Here is an 18,878-nt window from a genome sequence, read left to right as displayed (position 1 = left end):
CCACCTCCGTTGGCCACAGCATACCCCCACCCGTACCGATAGGAGGAGTGCCACATGAGGGCCACCCCTGGCACCGGACACACCGGGGCCCGGCGGTCCCGCGGAACCGCCGGGCCCCGGTGTCAGGCGGCCGGGGACTCACAGCGTGGGCAGGTACCGCTGGAGCTCGTACGGCGTCACCTGGCGGCGGTAGGAGTGCCACTCCGCCTTCTTGTTGCGCAGGAAGAAGTCGAAGACGTGCTCGCCGAGCGTCTCGGCGACCAGCTCGCTGTTCTCCATGATGCGCAGCGCCTCGTCCAGGCTCTGCGGCAGCGGACGGATCCCCAGCGCGCGGCGCTCGGCGTCGGTCAGCGCCCACACGTCGTCCTCGGCGCCGGGGGGAAGCTCGTACCCCTCCTCGATGCCCTTGAGGCCGGCCGCCAGGATCACCGCGTAGGCCAGGTACGGGTTGCAGGCGGTGTCGATGGAGCGGATCTCGATCCGGCTGGAGTTGGACTTGCCGGGCTTGTACATCGGCACCCGCACCAGGGCGGACCGGTTGTTGTGGCCCCAGCAGATGTAGGCGGGCGCCTCGCCGCCGGCGCCGGCGGAGGCGGCCGGGTCGTCCCACAGCCGCTTGTAGGAGTTCACCCACTGGTTGGTCACGGCGGTGATCTCGTCCGCGTGCCGCAGCAGACCCGCGATGAACCCGCGCCCCACCTTGGAGAGCTGGTACTCCGAGCCCGGCTCGTAGAAGGCGTTGCGGTCACCCTCGAACAGGGACAGGTGCGTGTGCATGCCCGACCCCGGGTACTCGGTGAACGGCTTGGGCATGAACGTGGCGTACACGCCCTGCTCCATCGCCACCTCCTTCATCACGAGCCGGAAGGTCATGATGTTGTCGGCGGTGGTGAGCGCGTCGGCGTAGCGCAGGTCGATCTCCTGCTGGCCCGGGCCGCCCTCGTGGTGGCTGAACTCCACGGAGATGCCCATGGCCTCCAGCATGTTGATGGCGTTGCGCCGGAAGTCGTGCGCGCTGTTGTGCGGAGTGTGGTCGAAGTAGCCGCCCGAGTCGTTCGGCTCGGGGAACTCCCCGTGCTCGGGGAACTTCTTCAGCAGGTAGAACTCGATCTCGGGGTGGGTGTAGAAGGTGAACCCCAGATCCGAGGCCTTGCCCAGCTGCCGCTTGAGCACGTGCCGGGGGTCCGCCGACGACGGCGAGCCGTCCGGCATGAGGATGTCGCAGTACATGCGGGCGGTGCCGTGCGGCTCGTTGCGCCAGGGCAGCACCTGGAACGTCGAGGGGTCCGGCTGGGCGAGCATGTCCGCCTCGTACACGCGGGCGAAGCCCTCGATCGCCGAGCCGTCGAAGCCGATGCCCTCGGTGAAGGCGGCCTCCAGTTCGGCGGGCGCCACGGCCACGGACTTGAGGTACCCGAGCACGTCGGTGAACCACAGCCTCACGAACCGGATGTCGCGCTCCTCCAACGTGCGGAGCACGAATTCCTGCTGTCGATTCACGATCAACCTTCCTCGATGCCGGTCAGTCCCGATCCCGGCCCGCCGAGCGCGGAGCCAAGCCGGACGCAGTGTCCCAGACCCAGTCTGCCGTGCGCATATTTCCGGGGTATTTCCGCACGTGCCAGCCGGGGCGGTGACATCGCGCCCCCACACTCGCATTATGACCGCTCACGGAGCCGGAGAACCGTTGTCCACAGGCGTAACACACGGCGACTACCCTCGAAGACGTGGCACAGCTGAGAATCGCACTCGCCCAGATCAACCCCACCGTCGGCGATCTGGCCGGGAACCGCCGCCTGGTCGTGGCCGCCGCCCGGCGGGCCGCTGAGGAGGGCGCCCACCTGGTGGCCCTGCCCGAGATGGTCGTCACCGGATACCCCGTCGAGGACCTGGCGCTGCGCAACTCCTTCGTGTCCGCCTCCGTCCGGGCCACCCGCGAACTCGCCACCGACCTGGACCGCGTGGGCCTGGGCGACCTCCCGGTCGTCGTGGGCCACCTCTCCCGGCGGGAGGGGGCGGTGCCCACCGGGTTCGCACCGCACGGCGGGCTGCCCGCCGGAGCCCCGCAGAACGCGGTCGCCGTCCTGCACCGGGGCCGGTCCGTGCTCACCTCCGCCAAGCACCACCTGCCGAACTACGGGGTCTTCGACGAGTTCCGCAACTTCGTCCCCGGCGACACGCTCCCCGTCCTGCGCGTCCACGGGGTCGACGTGGCCCTGGTCGTGTGCGAGGACCTGTGGCGGGAGGGCGGACCGGTCGCCGCCGCCCGCGCCGCACGCGCCGATCTCGTGGTCTCCCTCAACGGCTCGCCCTACGAACGGCACAAGGACGACGTGCGCCTCGAACTGTGCCAGCGCCGGGCCCGGGAGACCGGCGCCGCGCTGGCCTACGTCAACATGGTCGGCGGCCAGGACGACCTCGTCTTCGAGGGAGACTCCCTGGTCGTGGACGCCGACGGCGAACTCGTGGCGCGCGCCCCCCAGTTCGACGAGACCCTGCTGGTCGCCGACCTCGACCTGCCCGACCGGACCGACCCCGGCGTGCCCGACGGCACCGAGGTCGACGGGCTGCGGGTGGTCCGCCACACCCTCTCCGACACGCCGGTCACGCCCTACCCGCCCCGGGAGAACACCGTCACGCCCCGGCCCGACCCGCTCTCCGACACCGGAGAGGTGTACCACGCCCTGGTCGTGGGGCTGCGGGACTACGTGGCCAAGAACGGGTTCGCCTCCGTCCTGGTCGCCGTCTCCGGCGGCATCGACTCCGCGCTGGTCGCGACCATCGCCGTGGACGCGCTGGGCGCCGACCGCGTCCACGGCCTCCTCCTGCCCAGCGCGCACTCCAGCGGGCACTCCGTCAGCGACGCGGAGGAACTCGCCAAACGGCAGGGGTTCGCCACCCGGACCGTGTCCATCGCCCCCGTGGTCGACGCCTTCGAACAGGCGGCGGCGGACGTCGGCGCCCCGCTGGGCGGACTGGCCGCCGAGAACCTCCAGGCGCGGGTGCGCGGCACCCTGCTGATGAGCCTGTCCAACCAGGAGGGCCACCTGGTCCTGGCCACCAGCAACAAGAGCGAGTCCGCCACCGGGTACTCCACCCTCTACGGCGACTCCGTGGGCGGGTTCGCCCCCATCAAGGACTGCTGGAAGACCCTCGTGTGGGACCTGGCGCGCTGGCGCAACGCCGACGCCGAACGCCGCGGCCAGGTTCCGCCGATCCCGGAGAACTCCATCGCCAAGCCGCCCAGCGCTGAGCTGCGCCCCGACCAGCTCGACAGCGACTCGCTGCCCGACTACGACCTCCTCGACGCGGTCCTGGACGCCTACGTCGGCACCGACAAGGGCGAGGCGGAACTGGTCTTCGCCGGGTACGACCGCGAACTCGTCCGCCGGGTCATCCGCCTGGTCGACCGCGCCGAGTACAAGCGCCGCCAGTCCGCGCCCGGGACCAAGATCAGCTCCCGCAACCTCAGCCGCGACCGTCGCCTGCCCATCACCAACCGCTGGACGGTCTGAGGGCCGGTTCCCCGCGCCGGCCGGATTCCGGATGACTTCCGGGGTTGCCTCCCCCCACCCGTAACGCCGCGCCGGGTCCGGACACGTGTGGTGGTGAAGGACGCACCACCACCAACGAAAGAGGGGCGCGTTGCCCCGACAGCACCCGGCCCGGTCCAGACACGCGGCCGTCGCGCGGTTCGAGCAGCTCTGCGACGCCGCCGCCGTGTGGACGCGGATCGACGACGTTCCCTCCGGCGACCAGGCTCGGCCGTGGGTCTTCGGCGTGGCGCGCAACGTGCTCGCCAACCACCGCCGCGGCGCTCGGCGACGCGACGCGCTGGCCGCCCGACTCCGGGCCGACCTGCGCTTCGTGCCCGCCTCGCCCACCGTCGTGGGCAACCTGGTGTACCTCGACTCCGACGTCACCAGTCAGGGAACGGACGACCGTGACGTGGAGGTCGTCGACTCCCCGGAGCAGTGCACCCTCCAGGGCGGGGGCCGCCCGGTCGGCGTGAGCATCCCGGAGGGCTACTCCGACCCGATCGAGCTGGTCTTCGGCCGTGAACCCGAACCCGGTGAGGCGTACGACACCACGAACTCGGCGACCGCGCCCGGCGAGGCTCTGGAGGGTGTCGACCTCACCGACATGACCGTCGGCGAGCTGCGCCGGATCCTGGCCGACCGGGACCAGGAGACCGTGGAGTACCGACAGACCGTGTCCGTCGAACCCCCGCCGTCCGAGGACGGCGACTCGGGGGTGACCGGCTCGGACGAGTCCCCGGCTCCGGCGGACGAGATGGAGTTCGGGCGGACCGACGTGATCGACGGCGACGAGGCCGGCGACGACTGGCTGGTCGAGCACGTGATCCTCTGGGCGCCCGGACAGGTCGCGATCAACGCGATTGAGCCGAGCTGACCCGATCCGGGCGGGGGCGGGCGTGTGCGTCGGCCCCGGCACCACCGTCCGGCGTGCCTCCGAGGAGCCCGGCGGGACGCGAACCGGAGGAGGCGGTGGGCGGCTCGCCGCCCACCGCCGCGTGTGCGGTCGACACCGGACCGTCAGACCAGGCCGAGTTCGCGGGCGCGCACCCCAGCGGCGGTGCGGTTGGCCACCCCCAGTTTGCCCAGGATGTTGGACACGTGCACGCTCGCCGTCTTGGGCGTGATGGACAGCGCCTTCGCGATCTGCGCGTTGGTGCCGCCCACGGCGAGCAGGCCGAGGACCTCGGTCTCCCGCGCGGTGAGCCCGGCCGGGGCGGCGGGCGGCGTCGCGGCGCCGCCCAGCGGAGCCCCGATCCGGTGCGCCAGCCCGGCCGCGGCCCGTGCCAGCCGGGCCGCGCCACACCCGACGGCCGCCGCGTGCGCCTCACCCACCCACGTGCGCGCGGTGGGTCGGTCGCCCGCCGTCAGGGCAGCCCGCGCGGCGTCCGTCCGGGCCGCGGCCAGGTGGAGCACCATGGGGGTGCGCTCCCACCCCGTGACCGCCTCGCCCCAGGCCCCCAGCACCCGCTCGGGCGTCCCGGAGCCCTCGGCCAACCGGGCCCGGACGGTGGATCGGAACGCCGCCTGCACCGGACCGTGGACGGGCATGGTGGCGAGGGCGTCGTCCAGCCGGGCCCGGACGGGACGCCCGGCGCCGGAGCCCCCGCCGGCCTCCCGGCGTACCGCCTCCGAGATGAGGTCCAGCACCGCCCACCCGTACCCGGGCGAGTCGGCGAGCGGCAACCGGTCGAGGACCTGGGCGGAGTAGTCCAGCGCGGTGGTGTCGTCCCCCTCGGCCAGGAGCAGATCGAGCCAGGCGGTCACCGACTGCTGTGCCTGGTCCAGGCGTTCCATGCTCAGCACCGCCGCCCGGTCCACCCGGGCGATGCCGGAGCGGGCCGCCGCCAGATCGTCGTGCGCCGATCCGGAGCGGGCGGCGGCGAGGTCGCCCTGGGCGATCGCCGCGCGGTTCCAGGGCACCAGGAGGAACACCCGGTGCATGGGTGAGGCACTGCGGTGCAGGGCCTCGTCCACGATGGAGCGGGTGCTGTCGAGGCGGCCGAGTTCGAAGTGGATCTCGGCGCGGTTCTGGTGCATGAAGCTGCTGTGCACCCCGCTCCGACCCCAGGCCCGGTGTTCACCGAGCAGCCCGTCCAGGAGTTCGAGCCCCTCCCGGTGCTCGCCCCGTTCCCGCAGGAAATGGGCGAGGTTGTTGACACCGCGCGCCTCCATGGCCGTGTCGCCGATCTCCCGCGAGACCCGGATCGACCGTTCGATGATCGCGCGGCCCTCCCGCAGGTCACCCCGGCTCATCCGGACGGACCCCAGGGTGACCAGTGCCGCCGCCTCGGCGGAGCGGTCGCCGGTCCGCTCGGCCACGTCGAGCGCCCGTTGGGCCAGGTCCGTGGAGGAGGCGCCCAGGTGCAGCTGTTCCCTCGGCCGGAACATGGTCTCCCGAGCCAGGATGGACAGCATCACACCGTATCCGGGCATGTGCGGGGGGTGGACGCGCAGGGCCTCCGCGAGGTCCTGGACCGCGCCCCTGTCCACGCAGTGGGTCCTGGCCTGACCGCGGCAGCGGAGCAGCACCGCGCGCACCGTCCTGGTGTGGTCGTCCTCCGCGTCGGGCAGATCGGCCAGGGCCTCGTCGCACAGCTCCCACGCCCGGCGCGGTCGGCCGGCCGCCAGGGCGGCCAGCCCGGTGGCCGAGAGCACCTCCGCCCGGGAGCGACCCCCGGTGCGCTCCACCGCGTCGGGTACCTGGTCCCACAGGCCCAGGACCCGCTCCAGCATCGTGAGCTGCTCGGCGTGGGCGAGGGACGCCCCCGCGCGTTCCGCGGCCGACCACGCGGCCTGCAGGGCCCGGGGCAGGTCGTGCGCGGCCTGGTAGTGGTGGGCCTGTTCGGCGGCGCGGCGGTCGGCGGGGACCGATTCGGGGGACTCGTCGATGAGCTGTGCGAAGCGTAGGTGGAGCCGGGCGCGCGGGCCGGGCAGCAGAGCGTCGTGCACCGCCTCCCGCAACAGGGCGTGTCGGAACCGGTAGCCGGTCCCGTGCACCCGGAGCAGGTTGGCGTCGACCAGGGTGTGCAGGGCCTCCTCGGCCTCGGTCTCCGCGAGGTCGCAGGCGTGGACCAGGGACGTGTGCCCGATCTCCCCGGAGACCGCGCCCACCGAGGCCACGCGCAGTACCCGGACCGCCGTCTCGGGCAACCCGTGCAGGGCGGCCAGCAGGAGTTCGCGGAAGTGGTCGGGTACCGCGTCGGATCCGATCGCGCGGTTCTCCCCGGAGGCGGCGAGCGCCTCGACGAAGAGGGGGATGCCGTCGCTGCGCTCGTACAGGTCGTCCAGGCGTGTGGAGGTGAGCGTGGTTCCGGTGATGGCGGTCACCTGCGCGGCCACCTCCTCCCTGGTGAGCGGCGCCAGCTCCAGGCGGGTGACCTCGGGCAGCCGTTCCAGCTCCGGCAGCAGCCGGCGCAGCGGGTGGGTGCGGTGCAGGTCGTCGGACCGGTAGGTGGCGATGATCTGGACACCCGGCAGGTCGAGGTTGCGGACCAGGTAGACGAGCAGGTCGCGGGTGGCTCCGTCGGCCCAGTGCAGGTCCTCCAGCACCAGCGTGACCCCGTGTTCCCCGGCGACCCGTTGGACCAGGCGCAGGACCTGCTCGAAGAGGATGCCGCGCGCCTCCTGGCGGCCCTCCGGCGGGTCACCCAGTTCGGGGAGGAGCCGGGAGAGCTCTCCGGCGCCGCCCGGGAACGACTCCTCGACGATGGCCTGACCGTGTTCGCGCAGGAACTGGCGCAGGAGCGCCGTGAAGGGTGCGTAGGCGAGTCCGTCCACGCCCAGTTGCAGACAGTTGCCGAGGAAGACGGTTCCGGCGGGGCGGGTTCCGGCGAACTCGGTGACCAGCCGTGTCTTGCCCACCCCGGCGTCCCCGCCGACGAGCACGGTCCCGGAGGACGCCGACCACGATCGCTCGACGTGTTCCGCCAGGAGCCGGAGTTGCTCCTCCCTGCCGATGACGACGGGACTGGTACCGGCGTGGTTGGACATGCCGTCCATTATGCCGAGCGGGGGACGGGTCTCCCGGCCGGAGGTCACGCAGCCCGACCGAAGCGTCCCCGGTGCCGCTGCCCGTTCGTGGAACGCGCCTGGCGCGCCCGGTCGCGTTCCTCCCGGCGTCGGCTCCGCTCCTCGGCGCGGGCCCGACGGGCGGCGTGCAGGTGTTCGGACTCGCGCAGCCGCTCCTCGGTCAGGGCCTGTGCGTGCGCGGTCATGAGTTCGCTGTGGAACACGGTGATCCTCTCCCTGTCGCGGCGGAACTCCCTGTCCCGCCGTCTGCGACCAACCATCGCGCTAAGACCCGGGAGGACACATGGGGAGGAATCCCAGTCTTGAACCCCCGGACGGGGGCGACCCGCTCAGAGATGCCTAAGACCCGGGACGGTACGGCTAAGAACGCGTCGGGAGCCGCGGGTCAGCCGCGTAGGCGTGTCATCCGATGTCCTTACGCGGTCGCTCGTAGTTGTCTTGTTCTGACAGTGCGTGAGAGCGGAGGGGGAGCCATGAGCGGTGTCGCGCGGGGGATCAGGGGGGTCGCGGCGGTCGCGGTGCTGGCGGCCGCGGGGACGGGGGTGGCGCCGGGATGGGCCGACGAGGGGGTTCCGGGCGCGGGGGTCGAGCCCGCCGTGGCCGGGCTCGACCGGTCGGGGTCGGTCGGCCTGGCGCTGATCGCCGACGACCGGAGTCCGATGCCGGGGGAGGAGGCCGTGTTCCGCGCGACCGTGGTCAACGACGGGGGGACCCGCGTGAAGGGCGCCCTGCTCGCCCAGCACGTGTCCGAGGAGCTGGAGATCGTGGAGGCGGGTGAGGGGGTCCTCGCGGGGGGTGTCGTGAACTGGCGGGTCGACCTGTCCCACGGGCAGGAGGCCGAGTTCGCGCTGCGGGTCCGGGTTCCGGCGGGGGCCGTCGCGGGGGACCGCCTGACGAGTACGGCGTGCCTGTTGCTGGACCGTGACGCCGATCCGACGTCGTGCGCGAGGGACACGCTGGTGGTGGGTGAACCGACCGTGATGTCCAGGGTGGAGGCGTTCGTGGGTGCCGGGTCGGTGCGGGTGGCCGGGGCGGCGCTCGGCCTGACGCTGGTCTGGCTGCTCTGGCGTGCGCGAAGGACGGGGTGCCCCTGACCGGGACGCTCGGGGTATCGTTACGTCGGTGTGTCATGAAAACGCGCTCGAAAACTACACGCCGTAGTAGTCTGGCCTCATGGACATCTTCTACTCCGCGCTCGTCTTCCTGCACATGATCGGCCTGGCCGGCATCGTCGCGGGCTTCCTCATGCAGGTCATCACCGGCAACGCCAAGTCGACGAAGGTGCTGCTGCACAGTTCCCTCCTCCAGCTCGTCACCGGACTGGCCCTCGTCGGCGTGGCCGAGATGGCCGGCGACCCGGAGATGAACCACGTCAAGGTGGGCGTCAAGCTCGTGATCGCCCTGGCCGTGGTGATCCTGGGGGTCCTCAACCTCCGCAAGCCCGCGAACCGGCTGGCCACCGCGGCCGGTGTCCTCGCGATCGTCAACATCGGCGTCGCGGTGTTCTGGTAGGGGCCGGGGCGGATCCGCGGCCGCCCCGATCCGCGCGGCCACCGGTGTCGGTGGGGTTCGACCCCCGTCGGCACCGGTTTTTCTTGCGTTTTCTCAGATCTCTTGCGTGAATCCTTCGCCCCCTTGCGAAGGGTCGACCCGCAGGTCAGGGCCCTCGTGTCCGAATCCACGCGTCCCGCCCTCTACCTGTCGTTCGCCCTGTTCTCGCATGTGAAAGCGGAGTTAATCGCACCGTGTGACAGCGGAAACGCGGAGGGAACCTCCCGTTCACAAGCGCCTGGGGTTCTGTTACGTTCGTCACCTCCACGCAAACTCTTGCGTAAAGTGCAAGAGCGTGACGGTGTGGCAGCGCGGCCCCACCGTGAAACTCCCCCAAGGAGCGCGTATGAGCTCACGACGACACAGGGCGGGCGCAGCGCTGTCGGCCCTCGTCCTCGGTACGACACTGGCGGCACCCGTGCTGTCGACGGCACCCGCCTCGGCGGCGGCCCCCCAGGCCCCGGTCCCCCACTCCTCGACCGCCACGGTCGAGGCCAACGGTGAGACGATCGTCCACCTCTTCGAGTGGACCTGGGACTCCGTCGCCACCGAGTGCGCCGACTTCCTCGGCCCCAACGGCTTCGGCGGCGTCCAGGTCTCCCCGCCCCAGGAACACGTGGTCATCCCCGCCGCCGAGGGGGCCGAGTACCCCTGGTGGCAGGACTACCAGCCGGTCTCCTACCGGATCGACAACACCCGGCGCGGCACCGCCGAGGAGTTCCAGGCGATGGTCGACACCTGCCGTGACAACGGGGTCAGGATCTACGTCGACGCCGTCATCAACCACATGACGGGACCCGGCTCCGGCGTCGGGAGCGCGGGCACCGACTGGGAGTACTACGACTACCCGGACCTGTTCGGTGACGGGTCGGCCGCCTACGAGCACGGCGACTTCGAGCCCTGCTACGACACCATCTCCGACTGGGGCGACAAGTGGGAGGTGCAGAACTGCCAGCTCCTGGAGCTGTCCGACCTCGACACGGCTGACCCCCGGGTCCGCGGGAACATCCGGCGGTACCTCAACGGCCTGGTGGACATGGGTGTGGCGGGCTTCCGCGTGGACGCCGCCAAGCACGTCCCCGAGGCCCACGTCCAGGACATCTTCGCCAACCTGAACGACGTGCCCGGGTTCGGGGGCAAGCCGGACGTCTACTACGAGGTCTACGGCGACGCGACCATCCCCTACACCCAGTACACCTTCGACGGCGGCCGCGCCACCAACTTCGACTACCAGCGCGACGTCGCCGGGAAGTTCGCCGACGGCACCATCTCCGGGCTGGCGAACCTGCCCGACTACGGCGGCCTCTCCGACGACCAGGCCACGGTGTTCATCGACAACCACGACACCCAGCGCTCGGCCCCCACTCTCACCCACAAGGACGGTGACCGCTACTACCTGGCCACCGCGTTCATGCTCGCCCACCCCTACGGGCAGCCGAAGGTGATGTCGAGCTACGACTTCCACGAGGAGGCCCAGGGGCCGCCCAGCATCGGTGAGGTCGACGGCAACCCCGCCGGATGGATCACCGAGGACGCCGACTGCTCCAGCGCCGCATGGATCTGCGAGCACCGCGACCCCGCCGTCGCCGGGATGGCCGCCTTCCGCAACGCCACGGGCGACACCGCCGTCATCCAGCGGGCCACCGACGGAAACTCCCGCCTGGCCTTCGACCGCGGCGACCGCGGGTTCGCCGCCTTCAACGCCGGCGCGGGCACCTGGGACCTGACCACCGACACCAACCTGCCCGACGGCACCTACGAGAACGCTGCGGGAAGCGGCGCGTTCACCGTCTCCGGCGGTCGGGTCACCGTGACCGTCCCCGCGAACGGCGCCGTCGCGCTGCACGTCGGCGGCGTGTGCGACGACCCCGAGGAGTGCGACGACGACGGAGGCGAGACCGGCACGCTCTCCGCCACCGTCCACACCGACTACGGCCAGGAGGTGTACGTCGTCGGATCCACGCCCGAGCTCGGCTCCTGGACCCCCCGGGACGGAGTGCGGCTGACCACCGACGAGAGCTCCTACCCCGTCTGGACCGGCTCGCCCGAGATCGCCTCGGCGGCCGAGTGGAAGCTGGTGAAGATCGACGGGTCCGGGAACGTCCTCTGGGAGGAGGGCGCCAACCGCGTCGGTCCCCCCTCCGGCGGCGTGACCTGGGGATCGAGCGACGACGGCGGCTCCACCTGCACCACGGTGGCCACGGAGTTCAACGTCCAGGCCGAGACCCACTACGGCCAGGAGGTGTACGTCGTCGGATCGATTCCCGAACTCGGCTCCTGGGACCCGGCCAGCGGTCTGCGGCTGAGCACCAACGAGACGAGCTACCCCTGGTGGGGCGGTTCCACCGGCCTGCCGGTCGGCACGGAGTTCGAGTACAAGTACGTCAAGATCGACGGGTCCGGGAACGTCGTCTGGCAGGAGGGCGACAACCGCGTCGCGACCGCCGAGGACAGCGGCGGTGACTGCACACAGGCGTTCACCGACCACTGGAGCTGACCCCCATCGGTGAACGTCCCCCGCGGGACCACTCCCCCCGGTCGGGGCACCTCCGCGCACACTCCTCCGCGCGGAGGTGCCCCTCAGTCGTCGTAGAAGACCCGCTCCATCACCGACCGCGCCCGCCGGGTGGTGCGCAGGTAGGTCTCCGTCAGCTGCTCGGCGGGCCCCTCCGACACCTCATCGCCGTCGTCCGTCTCCGCGCCGCTGCGGAACCCCATCGCCTCCGCCAGGGCGGCCCGCACCCGCAGGTCGGTCGGCAGCGAGTCGCCGCCGCGCCCGCGCACCAGCATCACCATGCCGCGCACCCGGGACGCCAACCGCCAGGCCCGCTCCAGCTCCGCCCCGTCGTCGGCCGCCAGGAAGCCGTGCGCCACGGCCACCTCCAGCGCCTTCAACGTCCCCGTCGTCCGCAGGTCCGGGAACTCGTGCGCGTGGCGCAGCTGGAGGAGCTGGACCACCCACTCCACGTCCGACAGCCCGCCCCGGCCCAGCTTCGTGTGCAGGGTCGGGTCGGCGCCGCGCGGCAGCCGTTCGGCCTCCATCCGCGCCTTGAGCTTGCGGATCTCCAGGACCGCGGCGGCGTCGATACCGCCCTCCGGGTAGCGGATGGGGTCGATCAGGGCGGTGAACGCCGCGCGCAGCTCCGGGTCGCCCGCGATCGGCCGCGCCCGCAGCAGCGCCTGGCTCTCCCACACCTGGGACCAGCGACCGTAGTACGCGGCGTAGGACTCCAGCGTGCGCACCACCGGCCCGCTCCGACCCTCCGGCCGCAGGTCGGTGTCGACCTTCAACGGCGGTTCCGCCGCGGGCATCTCCAGCAGACGCGCCAGCTCCCGCACGATCGCCAGCGCCTGGCGCGTCGCCGCCCCCGTGTCCACCCCGGGCAGGGGGTCGTGCACGTACATCACGTCCGCGTCGCTGGCGTAGGTCAGCTCACCACCGCCGAACCGGCCCATCGCGACCACGCACACCCGCGTGAGCGGCTCGTCCCCGGACGCGGCGACCACCCGGTTGCACGCGACCTTCAGCGCCGCCTCGATGGTGACCGCCGCGATGTCGGTCAGGGCCGCGCCCACCTCCTCGACCGACGACACCTCCAACAGGTCGGCGGCGGCCGTCCGCAGCAGCTCACGGCGGCGCAGCGCGCGCACCGCCGACACCGACTCCTCGGACCAGTCGTAGCGCCGCAGCGCGGCCTCGGCCTCCCCGGCCAGCACCTTCGGATCGCGGCGCGCCAGGTCGGCGTCGTCGGCCAGCGCCGCGACCGCGTCGGGGGCGCGGAGCAACAGGTCGGTGACGTACCGGCTGGTTCCCAGCAGCCAGGCCATCCGCTCGGCCACCCGTACGTCGTCACGCAGCAGCCGCAGGTACCACGGGGTCGTGCCCAGGGCATCGCTGACCTGGCGGAACCCCAACAGCCCCGCGTCCGGGTCCGGAGCGTCGGAGAACCAGCCGAGCATCACCGGCAGCAGCGTCCGCTGGATCGCCGCCCGCCGTGACACCCCCGAGGTCAGCGACTCCAGGTGCCGCAGGGCCCCGCCCGGGTCGGCGAACCCCAGCGCCTCCAGCCGCGCCCGCGCCTGGTCCGGCGAGAGTCGCGCCTCCTCCTCCGGCAGCCGCGCCACCGCGTTGAGCAGCGGCCGGTAGAACAGCTTCTCGTGCAGCCGCCGCACCTCGGCCGACACCCTGCGCCGCGCCTCGGTCAGCTCGCGCACCGGGTCGGCCATGTACCCCAGGGACCGCCCGAGCCGCCGCAACTGCCCCGGCCCGTCGGGGCTGGCCGGATCGGGCATCATGTGCGTGCGCCGCAACCGCTCCAACTGCAACAGGTGCTCCACACCGCGCAGGAACCGGTAGGCGTCGGCCAGACCCGCCGCGTCCCCGCGTCCCACGTACCCGTGCTCGGACAGGGCCGCCAGCGCGTCCAGGGTGTTCTGCGACCGCAGCCGCTCGTCCGTGCGCCCGTGCACCAGCTGCAGCAGCTGGACCGAGAACTCGATGTCGCGCAGCCCGCCCGGCCCCAGCTTGAGCTCCCGCTCCGCCTGGCCGGCCGGGATGTGCGCCACCACCCGGCGGCGCATCGCCTGCACGTCCTCCACGAAGTCCGGGCGGCCCGCGGCCTCCCAGACCATCGGCGAGATCGCCGCCTGGTAGGCCGCGCCCAGCTCGGTGTCGCCCGCGATCGGGCGGGCCTTCAACAGCGCCTGGAACTCCCACGTCTTGGCCCAGCGCTCGTAGTAGGCCAGGTGGCTCGCCAGCGGGCGGACCAGGGGGCCGTTCTTCCCCTCCGGCCGCAGGGCCGGGTCCACCTCCCACAGCACGCCCTCGGCGTCGGTCTCCGAGGGGATGCGCATCATGGCGGTGGCCAGGCGGGTGGCCGCGCGCATCGCGGCCTGTTCGTCCACCGGTTCCCCGCCCTCGGCGGGCTCGGCCACGAACACCACGTCGACGTCGCTGACGTAGTTCAGCTCGCGGCCGCCGCACTTGCCCATGCCGATCACGGCCAGACGGCACAGGGCGGCGTCCTCGGGGTGCTCGGCGCGCGCCACGGCCAGCGCGGCGTCGAGGACGGCGGCGGCCAGGTCGGCCAGTTCGGCGGCGACCTCCTCGACCCCGCACACCCCGGTCAGGTCCCGCCCGGCCAGGCGCAGGACCCGCCTGCGGTAGGCGACGCGCAGGGTGTGCCGCAGGCCGTCCAGGGAGCCCCCGTCGAACACGGCGGCGGTCGGAGCGGGCGAGTCGGGGTCGGCGCCCACGGTGTGCAGCAGGCCCCGGCGCAGCTCCTCGGGGCCGGGGGAGCGGGCGGCGTCCGCGCCGCGCAGCTCCCGCCAGTCGCCCGGATGCCGGACCAGGTGGTCGGTGAGCGCGGTACTGGTGCCCAGGACCGCGCACAGCCGGACGCGGAGGTCGGAGTCCTCGCGCAGGACCGTCAGGACCTCGTCGGCGTCCGAGGCCGCCTCCAGGACCCGGATCAGTCCGAGCAGCGCCTGGTCGGGGTCGGGCGCCTCCGCGAGGGAGTCGATGACGTCGGTGTCGGACCGGGGATCGAGACCGGCCGCCTCGACCAGTCGCAGGGCCCGGGTGCTGTCACTGAAGCCACGCCTGGCCAGCGCGCCTGCTGTCATGTTGGTCTTTCCGTCCCTTGCCACGCGTCAACGGTAGCCGGGTAGGCCCCGGAACCGGGTCGGGGCCGGTATCCGAGCGGATACCGGCCCCGAGGAAGGGGTGCGCGGGGGGAGCGTCACCCCTGGGAACGTCCCGACGACCTAGATGTCGTAGTAGAGCTCGAACTCACGCGGGTGCGGGCGCAGCCGCAGGGAGTCGATCTCCTCCGTGCGCTTGAAGTCGACGTAGGTCTCCAGCAGGTCCTTGGTGAAGACGCCGCCCTCGAGCAGGAACTCGTGGTCGGCCTCCAGGGCCTCCAGGGCCTCGTCCAGCGACGCGGGCACGGTCTTGATGGCCTGCGCCTCGGCCGGGGGCAGCTCGTAGAGGTCCTTGTCGACCGGCTCCGGCGGCTCGATCTTGTTCTTGATGCCGTCGATGCCCGCCATGAGCATCGCGGAGAAGGCCAGGTACGGGTTGGCCGACGGGTCCGGCACGCGGAACTCGATGCGCTTGGCCTTCGGGTTCGATCCGGTGAGCGGCAGGCGGATGCAGGCCGAGCGGTTGCGCTGGCTGTACACCAGGTTGATCGGGGCCTCGTAGCCCGGCACCAGGCGGTGGTAGGAGTTCACCGTCGGGTTGGTGAAGGCGAGCAGCGCCGACGCGTGCTTGAGCAGACCGCCGATGTAGTAGCGGGCGGTGTCGGAGAGCTGGCCGTAGCCGGACTCGTCGAAGAACAGCGGCGCGCCGTCCTTCCACAGGCTCTGGTGGCAGTGCATGCCGGAGCCGTTGTCACCGAACAGCGGCTTGGGCATGAAGGTGGCCGTCTTGCCCGCCGCGTTGGCGACGTTCTTGACGATGTACTTGTACAGCTGCACGCGGTCGGCCTGCTGGAGCAGCGTGCCGAACTTGATGCCGATCTCGGCCTGGCCGGCGGTGCCGACCTCATGGTGCTGGAGCTCGACCTCCAGACCGGAGTCGATGAGGGTGCGGACCATGTCGGAGCGCAGGTCGCTGTAGTGGTCGACCGGCTCGACCGGGAAGTAACCGCCCTTGTAGCGCGGACGGTAGCCGCGGTTGCCGCCCTCGATCGCCGAACCGGTGTTCCAGGCGCCCTCGATGGAGTCGATCTCGTAGAAGCCGGTGTTGGCCCGGGTCTCGAACTTGACGTCGTCGAAGATGTAGAACTCGGCCTCGGGACCGAAGAAGGCGGTGTCGGCGACACCCGAGCCGCGCAGGTAGGCCTCGGCCTTGCGGGCGACGTTACGCGGGTCGCGGCTGTAGGACTCCAGCGTGAGGGGGTCGTGCACGAAGAACGTCATGTTCAGCGTCTTGTGCTTGCGGAACGGGTCCAGCACGCCGGTGCTCAGGTCGGGGAGCAGCAGCATGTCGGACTCGTGGATGGCCTGGAAGCCGCGGATCGAGGACCCGTCGAACATCTGGCCATCGGTGAACGTCGACTCGTCGACGTTCTCGGTCGGGAGGGTGACGTGGTTCACGCCTCCGAACAGGTCCGTGAACCGGACGTCGAGGAACTTGACGTCCTCGTTTCGGATATAGGCGAGCACCTCGTCGACGCTGCTGAACAAAACGAACCTCCGTGCAGGTGGCTGAGGCGACCGGCTCCGATCCGCTCCGTCGCGGACCCCTCGGAGCGCACGCCGCCTCCCGGCTTCGTCATCGAAGCTAGGAGCGGGTGGTTTCCACGCCATGTCTCGATTGTTTCCTGCATGTTACGGAGCCCGTCGTTTTTGCAGACCAACCCGCGTTAACCGGTGATTCCACCACGCAACGGGAGGAATCAGGGCGCCCGCCAGGGGTTCTCCGTGACCGGAACCACTCCGGCGCGCCCGCTGGAGGCGGCCCGTCCTGCTCCGGTCCCGGCGCGGACGCGTGGCCCGGGCCGATACCGTGAAGGGTATGAGCGACGAGAGGCGCAGCGGCGCGGCCGCGCCCGAGGACGACTTCCGCTACCGGGGCAACCGCCTGGGCCTGCCGGAGAGCGGTCCCGGCTCGGTACCCGGTGTCGGCCGCCGCCTCGCCGGGCTGGCGCTGGACTGGATCCTGGCGATGCTGCTGGCCCTGGCCGCCTACCGTACGGGGCTGGTCGGTGCCGGGGCCGCCACCCCGGCGGAGATCCCCCCGCTGATCAGCAACACGGCCCTGGTCGTGTACGCCGCGCTCAGTATCGCGCTGCTCACACTGTTCGGCACCACCGTCGGCCGCCGTCTGGTCGGGGTCGGGATCACCGCGACCGGTGAGCGCTCCTGGCCGTGGTTCGTGTCCATGACCGTCCGCACGCTGCTGCTGTGCCTGGTCATCCCCGCCGTCATCTACGACCGCGACACCCGGGGGCTGCACGACCGCGCCGCGGGGACGGTCGCCACCCGTTTCTGAGGAGCCCGTCCGGGAACCCTCCGCGTCACCGCCCCGCGGCCCGGAACGGAGCGGGACACACCCCTTCTTAGCTGCTGTTAACATCCGTTCATTACCCTCCCTGGGAACATTCTTGACCCAAGGGCTCCATCGCCCCGCCCCACGACGGGTCGCAACGCACCATTCCGAAGGTTCGTATGGCTGGTAGACGCTCCGCCCCCCGCTCCTCGCGCGTGTTCGACCGTGGGCGACTGTCCTCCGGTCAGTGGGTGGCGTGCGTGGCCACCGCGCTGGCCATCATCGCCAGCCTCGGCGGATACGGCTGGTACCAGGGGATCGTCGGGAACATCACCACCCACCAGGTGAACACCGACGAGTGGGATCGGCCGGTGAGCGTCGAGGGCGTGATGAACCTGCTCATCATCGGCTCCGACATCCGGTCGGGGGAGAACGCCGACTACGGCGAGGCCGAGGGCGAGCGCCCCGACACGATGCTCATCGCCAGCATCAACGTCGACAACGGCACGGCGACCCTGGTGAACCTGCCCCGCGACCTGGTCGTGGACCTTCCCGGCTGCGAGCCGACCGAGGGCTACGAGGGGATGAACCCCCACACGGGCATGCTCAACTCGGCGATGACGTTCGGCGGCGTCGGCTGTCAGTGGAACACCGTCGAGCAGGTGACCGGCGTGCACCTGGACCACTTCGTCATGATGGACTTCACCGGTTTCAAGGAGATGGTGAACGCCATCGGCGGCGTTCAGATGTGCATCCCCGAGCCGATCGAGGACCCCAAGGCGCACCTCGAACTCGACGCCGGACTCCAGACGCTCAACGGCGAACAGTCGCTCGGCTACGTCCGTTCCCGCTACGGCCAGGGCGACGGCAGCGACCTGTCACGGATCGGGCGCCAGCAGCAGTTCATGGGCGCGATGCTGCGCGGCGTCCTCAGCAGTGAGGTGATGACCAGCCCGGTCACGATCACCAACTTCCTCGGCGCGGTGACCGACTCCATCTCGACCGACGAGGACCTGACCGTCGACACCATGACCGACATCGCCATCTCCATGCGCGAGGTCGACCTGGCCGACGTCCAGTTCCTGACCGTCCCCAACGGCCAGGCGCCCAACGACCACAACCGGCTCATCATGCGCCAGCCCGACGCCTCCGAGCTCTTCGAGGCGATCAACTCCGGCGCCGACCTGACCGGCGGCGACGAGGAGGAAGAAGCTGAGGGCTCCGGTGACTCCGGCGGGGACGAGGACGCTCCCGACCCCTCGGACATCACGGTCGACATCCGCAACAACACCGGGATCACCGGTCTGGCGGGCGAGGCACGGGTACAGCTGGAGGCGGAGGGGTTCGCGGTCACCAACACCGGCAACCCCCAGGTGCGCTTCCCCGGCGTCACCACCGTCTACCACGCGCCCGGCCAGGAGGCCGCGGCCTCCGTCCTGGCCGACGCCCTGGAGCAGGCCGTGACCGAGGAGGCCGAGGGGTTGGCGGCCGACCTCGAACTGGTCCTGGGCGCGGACTGGGGCGGCGTCGCGGGAGGCGGCTCCACCGAGTCGGAGCCCTCGATCACGGAGGACCTGGGCGGTATCACCGCGGAGGCGGCGGAGGACAGCCCCTGCTGAGCCGTTCCCCGGGCACGGCCTCGGGGAGGTCCCGGTGTTTCCGGTACGATCCGGGCCGACGCGTCCGTCTCCGCGTGTTCCGAGCACCGTGCCCCCGTCGGACACCCCCGCCTGACACAGAACGGATCGGTGCCCCTTGACCCG

Annotated in this window: 12 protein-coding genes and 1 pseudogene; 8 read left to right on the top strand and 5 right to left on the bottom strand. The window is 71.6% G+C overall.

Annotation, left to right across the window (positions count from 1 at the left end):
- Nucleotides 1-138 precede the first annotated feature (138 nt).
- Nucleotides 139-1,500: a type I glutamate--ammonia ligase gene (gene glnA / locus DVR05_RS04030; RefSeq protein ID WP_198659030.1), complete on the bottom strand. Its 1,362-nt coding sequence runs from the start codon at nt 1,498-1,500 to the stop codon at nt 139-141.
- Nucleotides 1,501-1,727: 227 nt separating this feature from the next.
- On the opposite strand from glnA (DVR05_RS04030), the gene DVR05_RS04025 reads away from it, so the two are divergent.
- Nucleotides 1,728-3,515: an NAD+ synthase gene (locus tag DVR05_RS04025; protein WP_116244442.1), complete on the top strand. Its 1,788-nt coding sequence runs from the start codon at nt 1,728-1,730 to the stop codon at nt 3,513-3,515.
- 130 nt (nt 3,516-3,645) lie between these two features.
- Nucleotides 3,646-4,413, top strand: coding sequence for a hypothetical protein (locus DVR05_RS27875; protein WP_369974494.1), 768 nt, complete (start codon nt 3,646-3,648; stop codon nt 4,411-4,413).
- A gap of 143 nt (nt 4,414-4,556) precedes the next feature.
- Here the strand turns inward: DVR05_RS27875 and DVR05_RS04015 are convergent, their stop codons facing one another.
- Together DVR05_RS04015 and DVR05_RS04010 are read right to left on the bottom strand one after the other, a co-directional pair.
- Complete coding sequence (locus DVR05_RS04015; RefSeq protein ID WP_369974493.1) at nt 4,557-7,529, bottom strand: AAA family ATPase; 2,973 nt, start codon at nt 7,527-7,529, stop codon at nt 4,557-4,559.
- Nucleotides 7,530-7,573: 44 nt separating this feature from the next.
- Entirely contained in the window at nt 7,574-7,771 is a 198-nt protein-coding gene (locus DVR05_RS04010; RefSeq protein ID WP_116244440.1) for a hypothetical protein, read from the bottom strand.
- A gap of 270 nt (nt 7,772-8,041) precedes the next feature.
- Between DVR05_RS04010 and DVR05_RS04005 the strand changes: the two genes are divergently transcribed.
- The 4 genes and pseudogenes from DVR05_RS04005 (at nt 8,042) to DVR05_RS27260 (ending at nt 11,616) form a co-directional block, all read left to right on the top strand.
- Entirely contained in the window at nt 8,042-8,662 is a 621-nt protein-coding gene (locus tag DVR05_RS04005) for a hypothetical protein (protein ID WP_116244439.1), read from the top strand.
- A 79-nt stretch (nt 8,663-8,741) separates the two neighbouring features.
- The gene (locus tag DVR05_RS04000) at nt 8,742-9,080 is read left to right on the top strand and encodes a hypothetical protein (protein WP_116244438.1); all 339 of its coding nucleotides are present in this window, start codon (nt 8,742-8,744) and stop codon (nt 9,078-9,080) included.
- Nucleotides 9,081-9,465: 385 nt separating this feature from the next.
- A pseudogene (locus tag DVR05_RS03995) lies at nt 9,466-11,277 on the top strand (carbohydrate-binding module family 20 domain-containing protein); the annotation flags it as partial.
- Entirely contained in the window at nt 11,269-11,616 is a 348-nt protein-coding gene (locus tag DVR05_RS27260; RefSeq protein WP_232831976.1) for a carbohydrate-binding module family 20 domain-containing protein, read from the top strand. The pseudogene DVR05_RS03995 and the gene DVR05_RS27260, both read left to right, overlap by 9 nt.
- A gap of 83 nt (nt 11,617-11,699) precedes the next feature.
- Here the strand turns inward: DVR05_RS27260 and DVR05_RS03990 are convergent, their stop codons facing one another.
- A complete protein-coding gene (locus DVR05_RS03990; RefSeq protein ID WP_116244436.1) occupies nt 11,700-14,744 on the bottom strand; it encodes a bifunctional [glutamine synthetase] adenylyltransferase/[glutamine synthetase]-adenylyl-L-tyrosine phosphorylase in 3,045 nt (1,014 codons plus the stop codon).
- A 141-nt stretch (nt 14,745-14,885) separates the two neighbouring features.
- Complete coding sequence (glnA, locus tag DVR05_RS03985) at nt 14,886-16,310, bottom strand: type I glutamate--ammonia ligase (protein ID WP_116244435.1); 1,425 nt, start codon at nt 16,308-16,310, stop codon at nt 14,886-14,888.
- Nucleotides 16,311-16,641: 331 nt separating this feature from the next.
- Between glnA (DVR05_RS03985) and DVR05_RS03980 the strand changes: the two genes are divergently transcribed.
- On the top strand, nt 16,642-17,118 hold the full coding sequence (locus tag DVR05_RS03980) for an RDD family protein (RefSeq protein WP_116244434.1): 477 nt from the start codon (nt 16,642-16,644) through the stop codon (nt 17,116-17,118).
- A gap of 176 nt (nt 17,119-17,294) precedes the next feature.
- Nucleotides 17,295-18,734: an LCP family protein gene (locus DVR05_RS03975; protein WP_116244433.1), complete on the top strand. Its 1,440-nt coding sequence runs from the start codon at nt 17,295-17,297 to the stop codon at nt 18,732-18,734.
- Nucleotides 18,735-18,878: the final 144 nt, after the last annotated feature.

Source organism: Nocardiopsis sp. FIRDI 009, assembly GCF_003386285.1.
Classification (GTDB): domain Bacteria; phylum Actinomycetota; class Actinomycetes; order Streptosporangiales; family Streptosporangiaceae; genus Nocardiopsis.
Note: the sequence above shows the minus strand (reverse complement) of the source record. Positions and strands in the feature narration are given on the sequence as shown.

What these genes read in the sequence shown, in the direction of transcription:
- DVR05_RS04005 (WP_116244439.1), top strand. Translation starts at nt 8,042, where the DNA reads ATGAGCGGTGTCGCGCGGGGGATCAGGGGGGTCGCGGCGGTCGCGGTG.
- DVR05_RS03975 (WP_116244433.1), top strand. Translation starts at nt 17,295, where the DNA reads ATGGCTGGTAGACGCTCCGCCCCCCGCTCCTCGCGCGTGTTCGACCGT.
- DVR05_RS03990 (WP_116244436.1), bottom strand. Translation starts at nt 14,744, where the DNA reads ATGACAGCAGGCGCGCTGGCCAGGCGTGGCTTCAGTGACAGCACCCGG.
- DVR05_RS04000 (WP_116244438.1), top strand. Translation starts at nt 8,742, where the DNA reads ATGGACATCTTCTACTCCGCGCTCGTCTTCCTGCACATGATCGGCCTG.
- DVR05_RS03980 (WP_116244434.1), top strand. Translation starts at nt 16,642, where the DNA reads ATGAGCGACGAGAGGCGCAGCGGCGCGGCCGCGCCCGAGGACGACTTC.
- DVR05_RS04015 (WP_369974493.1), bottom strand. Translation starts at nt 7,529, where the DNA reads ATGTCCAACCACGCCGGTACCAGTCCCGTCGTCATCGGCAGGGAGGAG.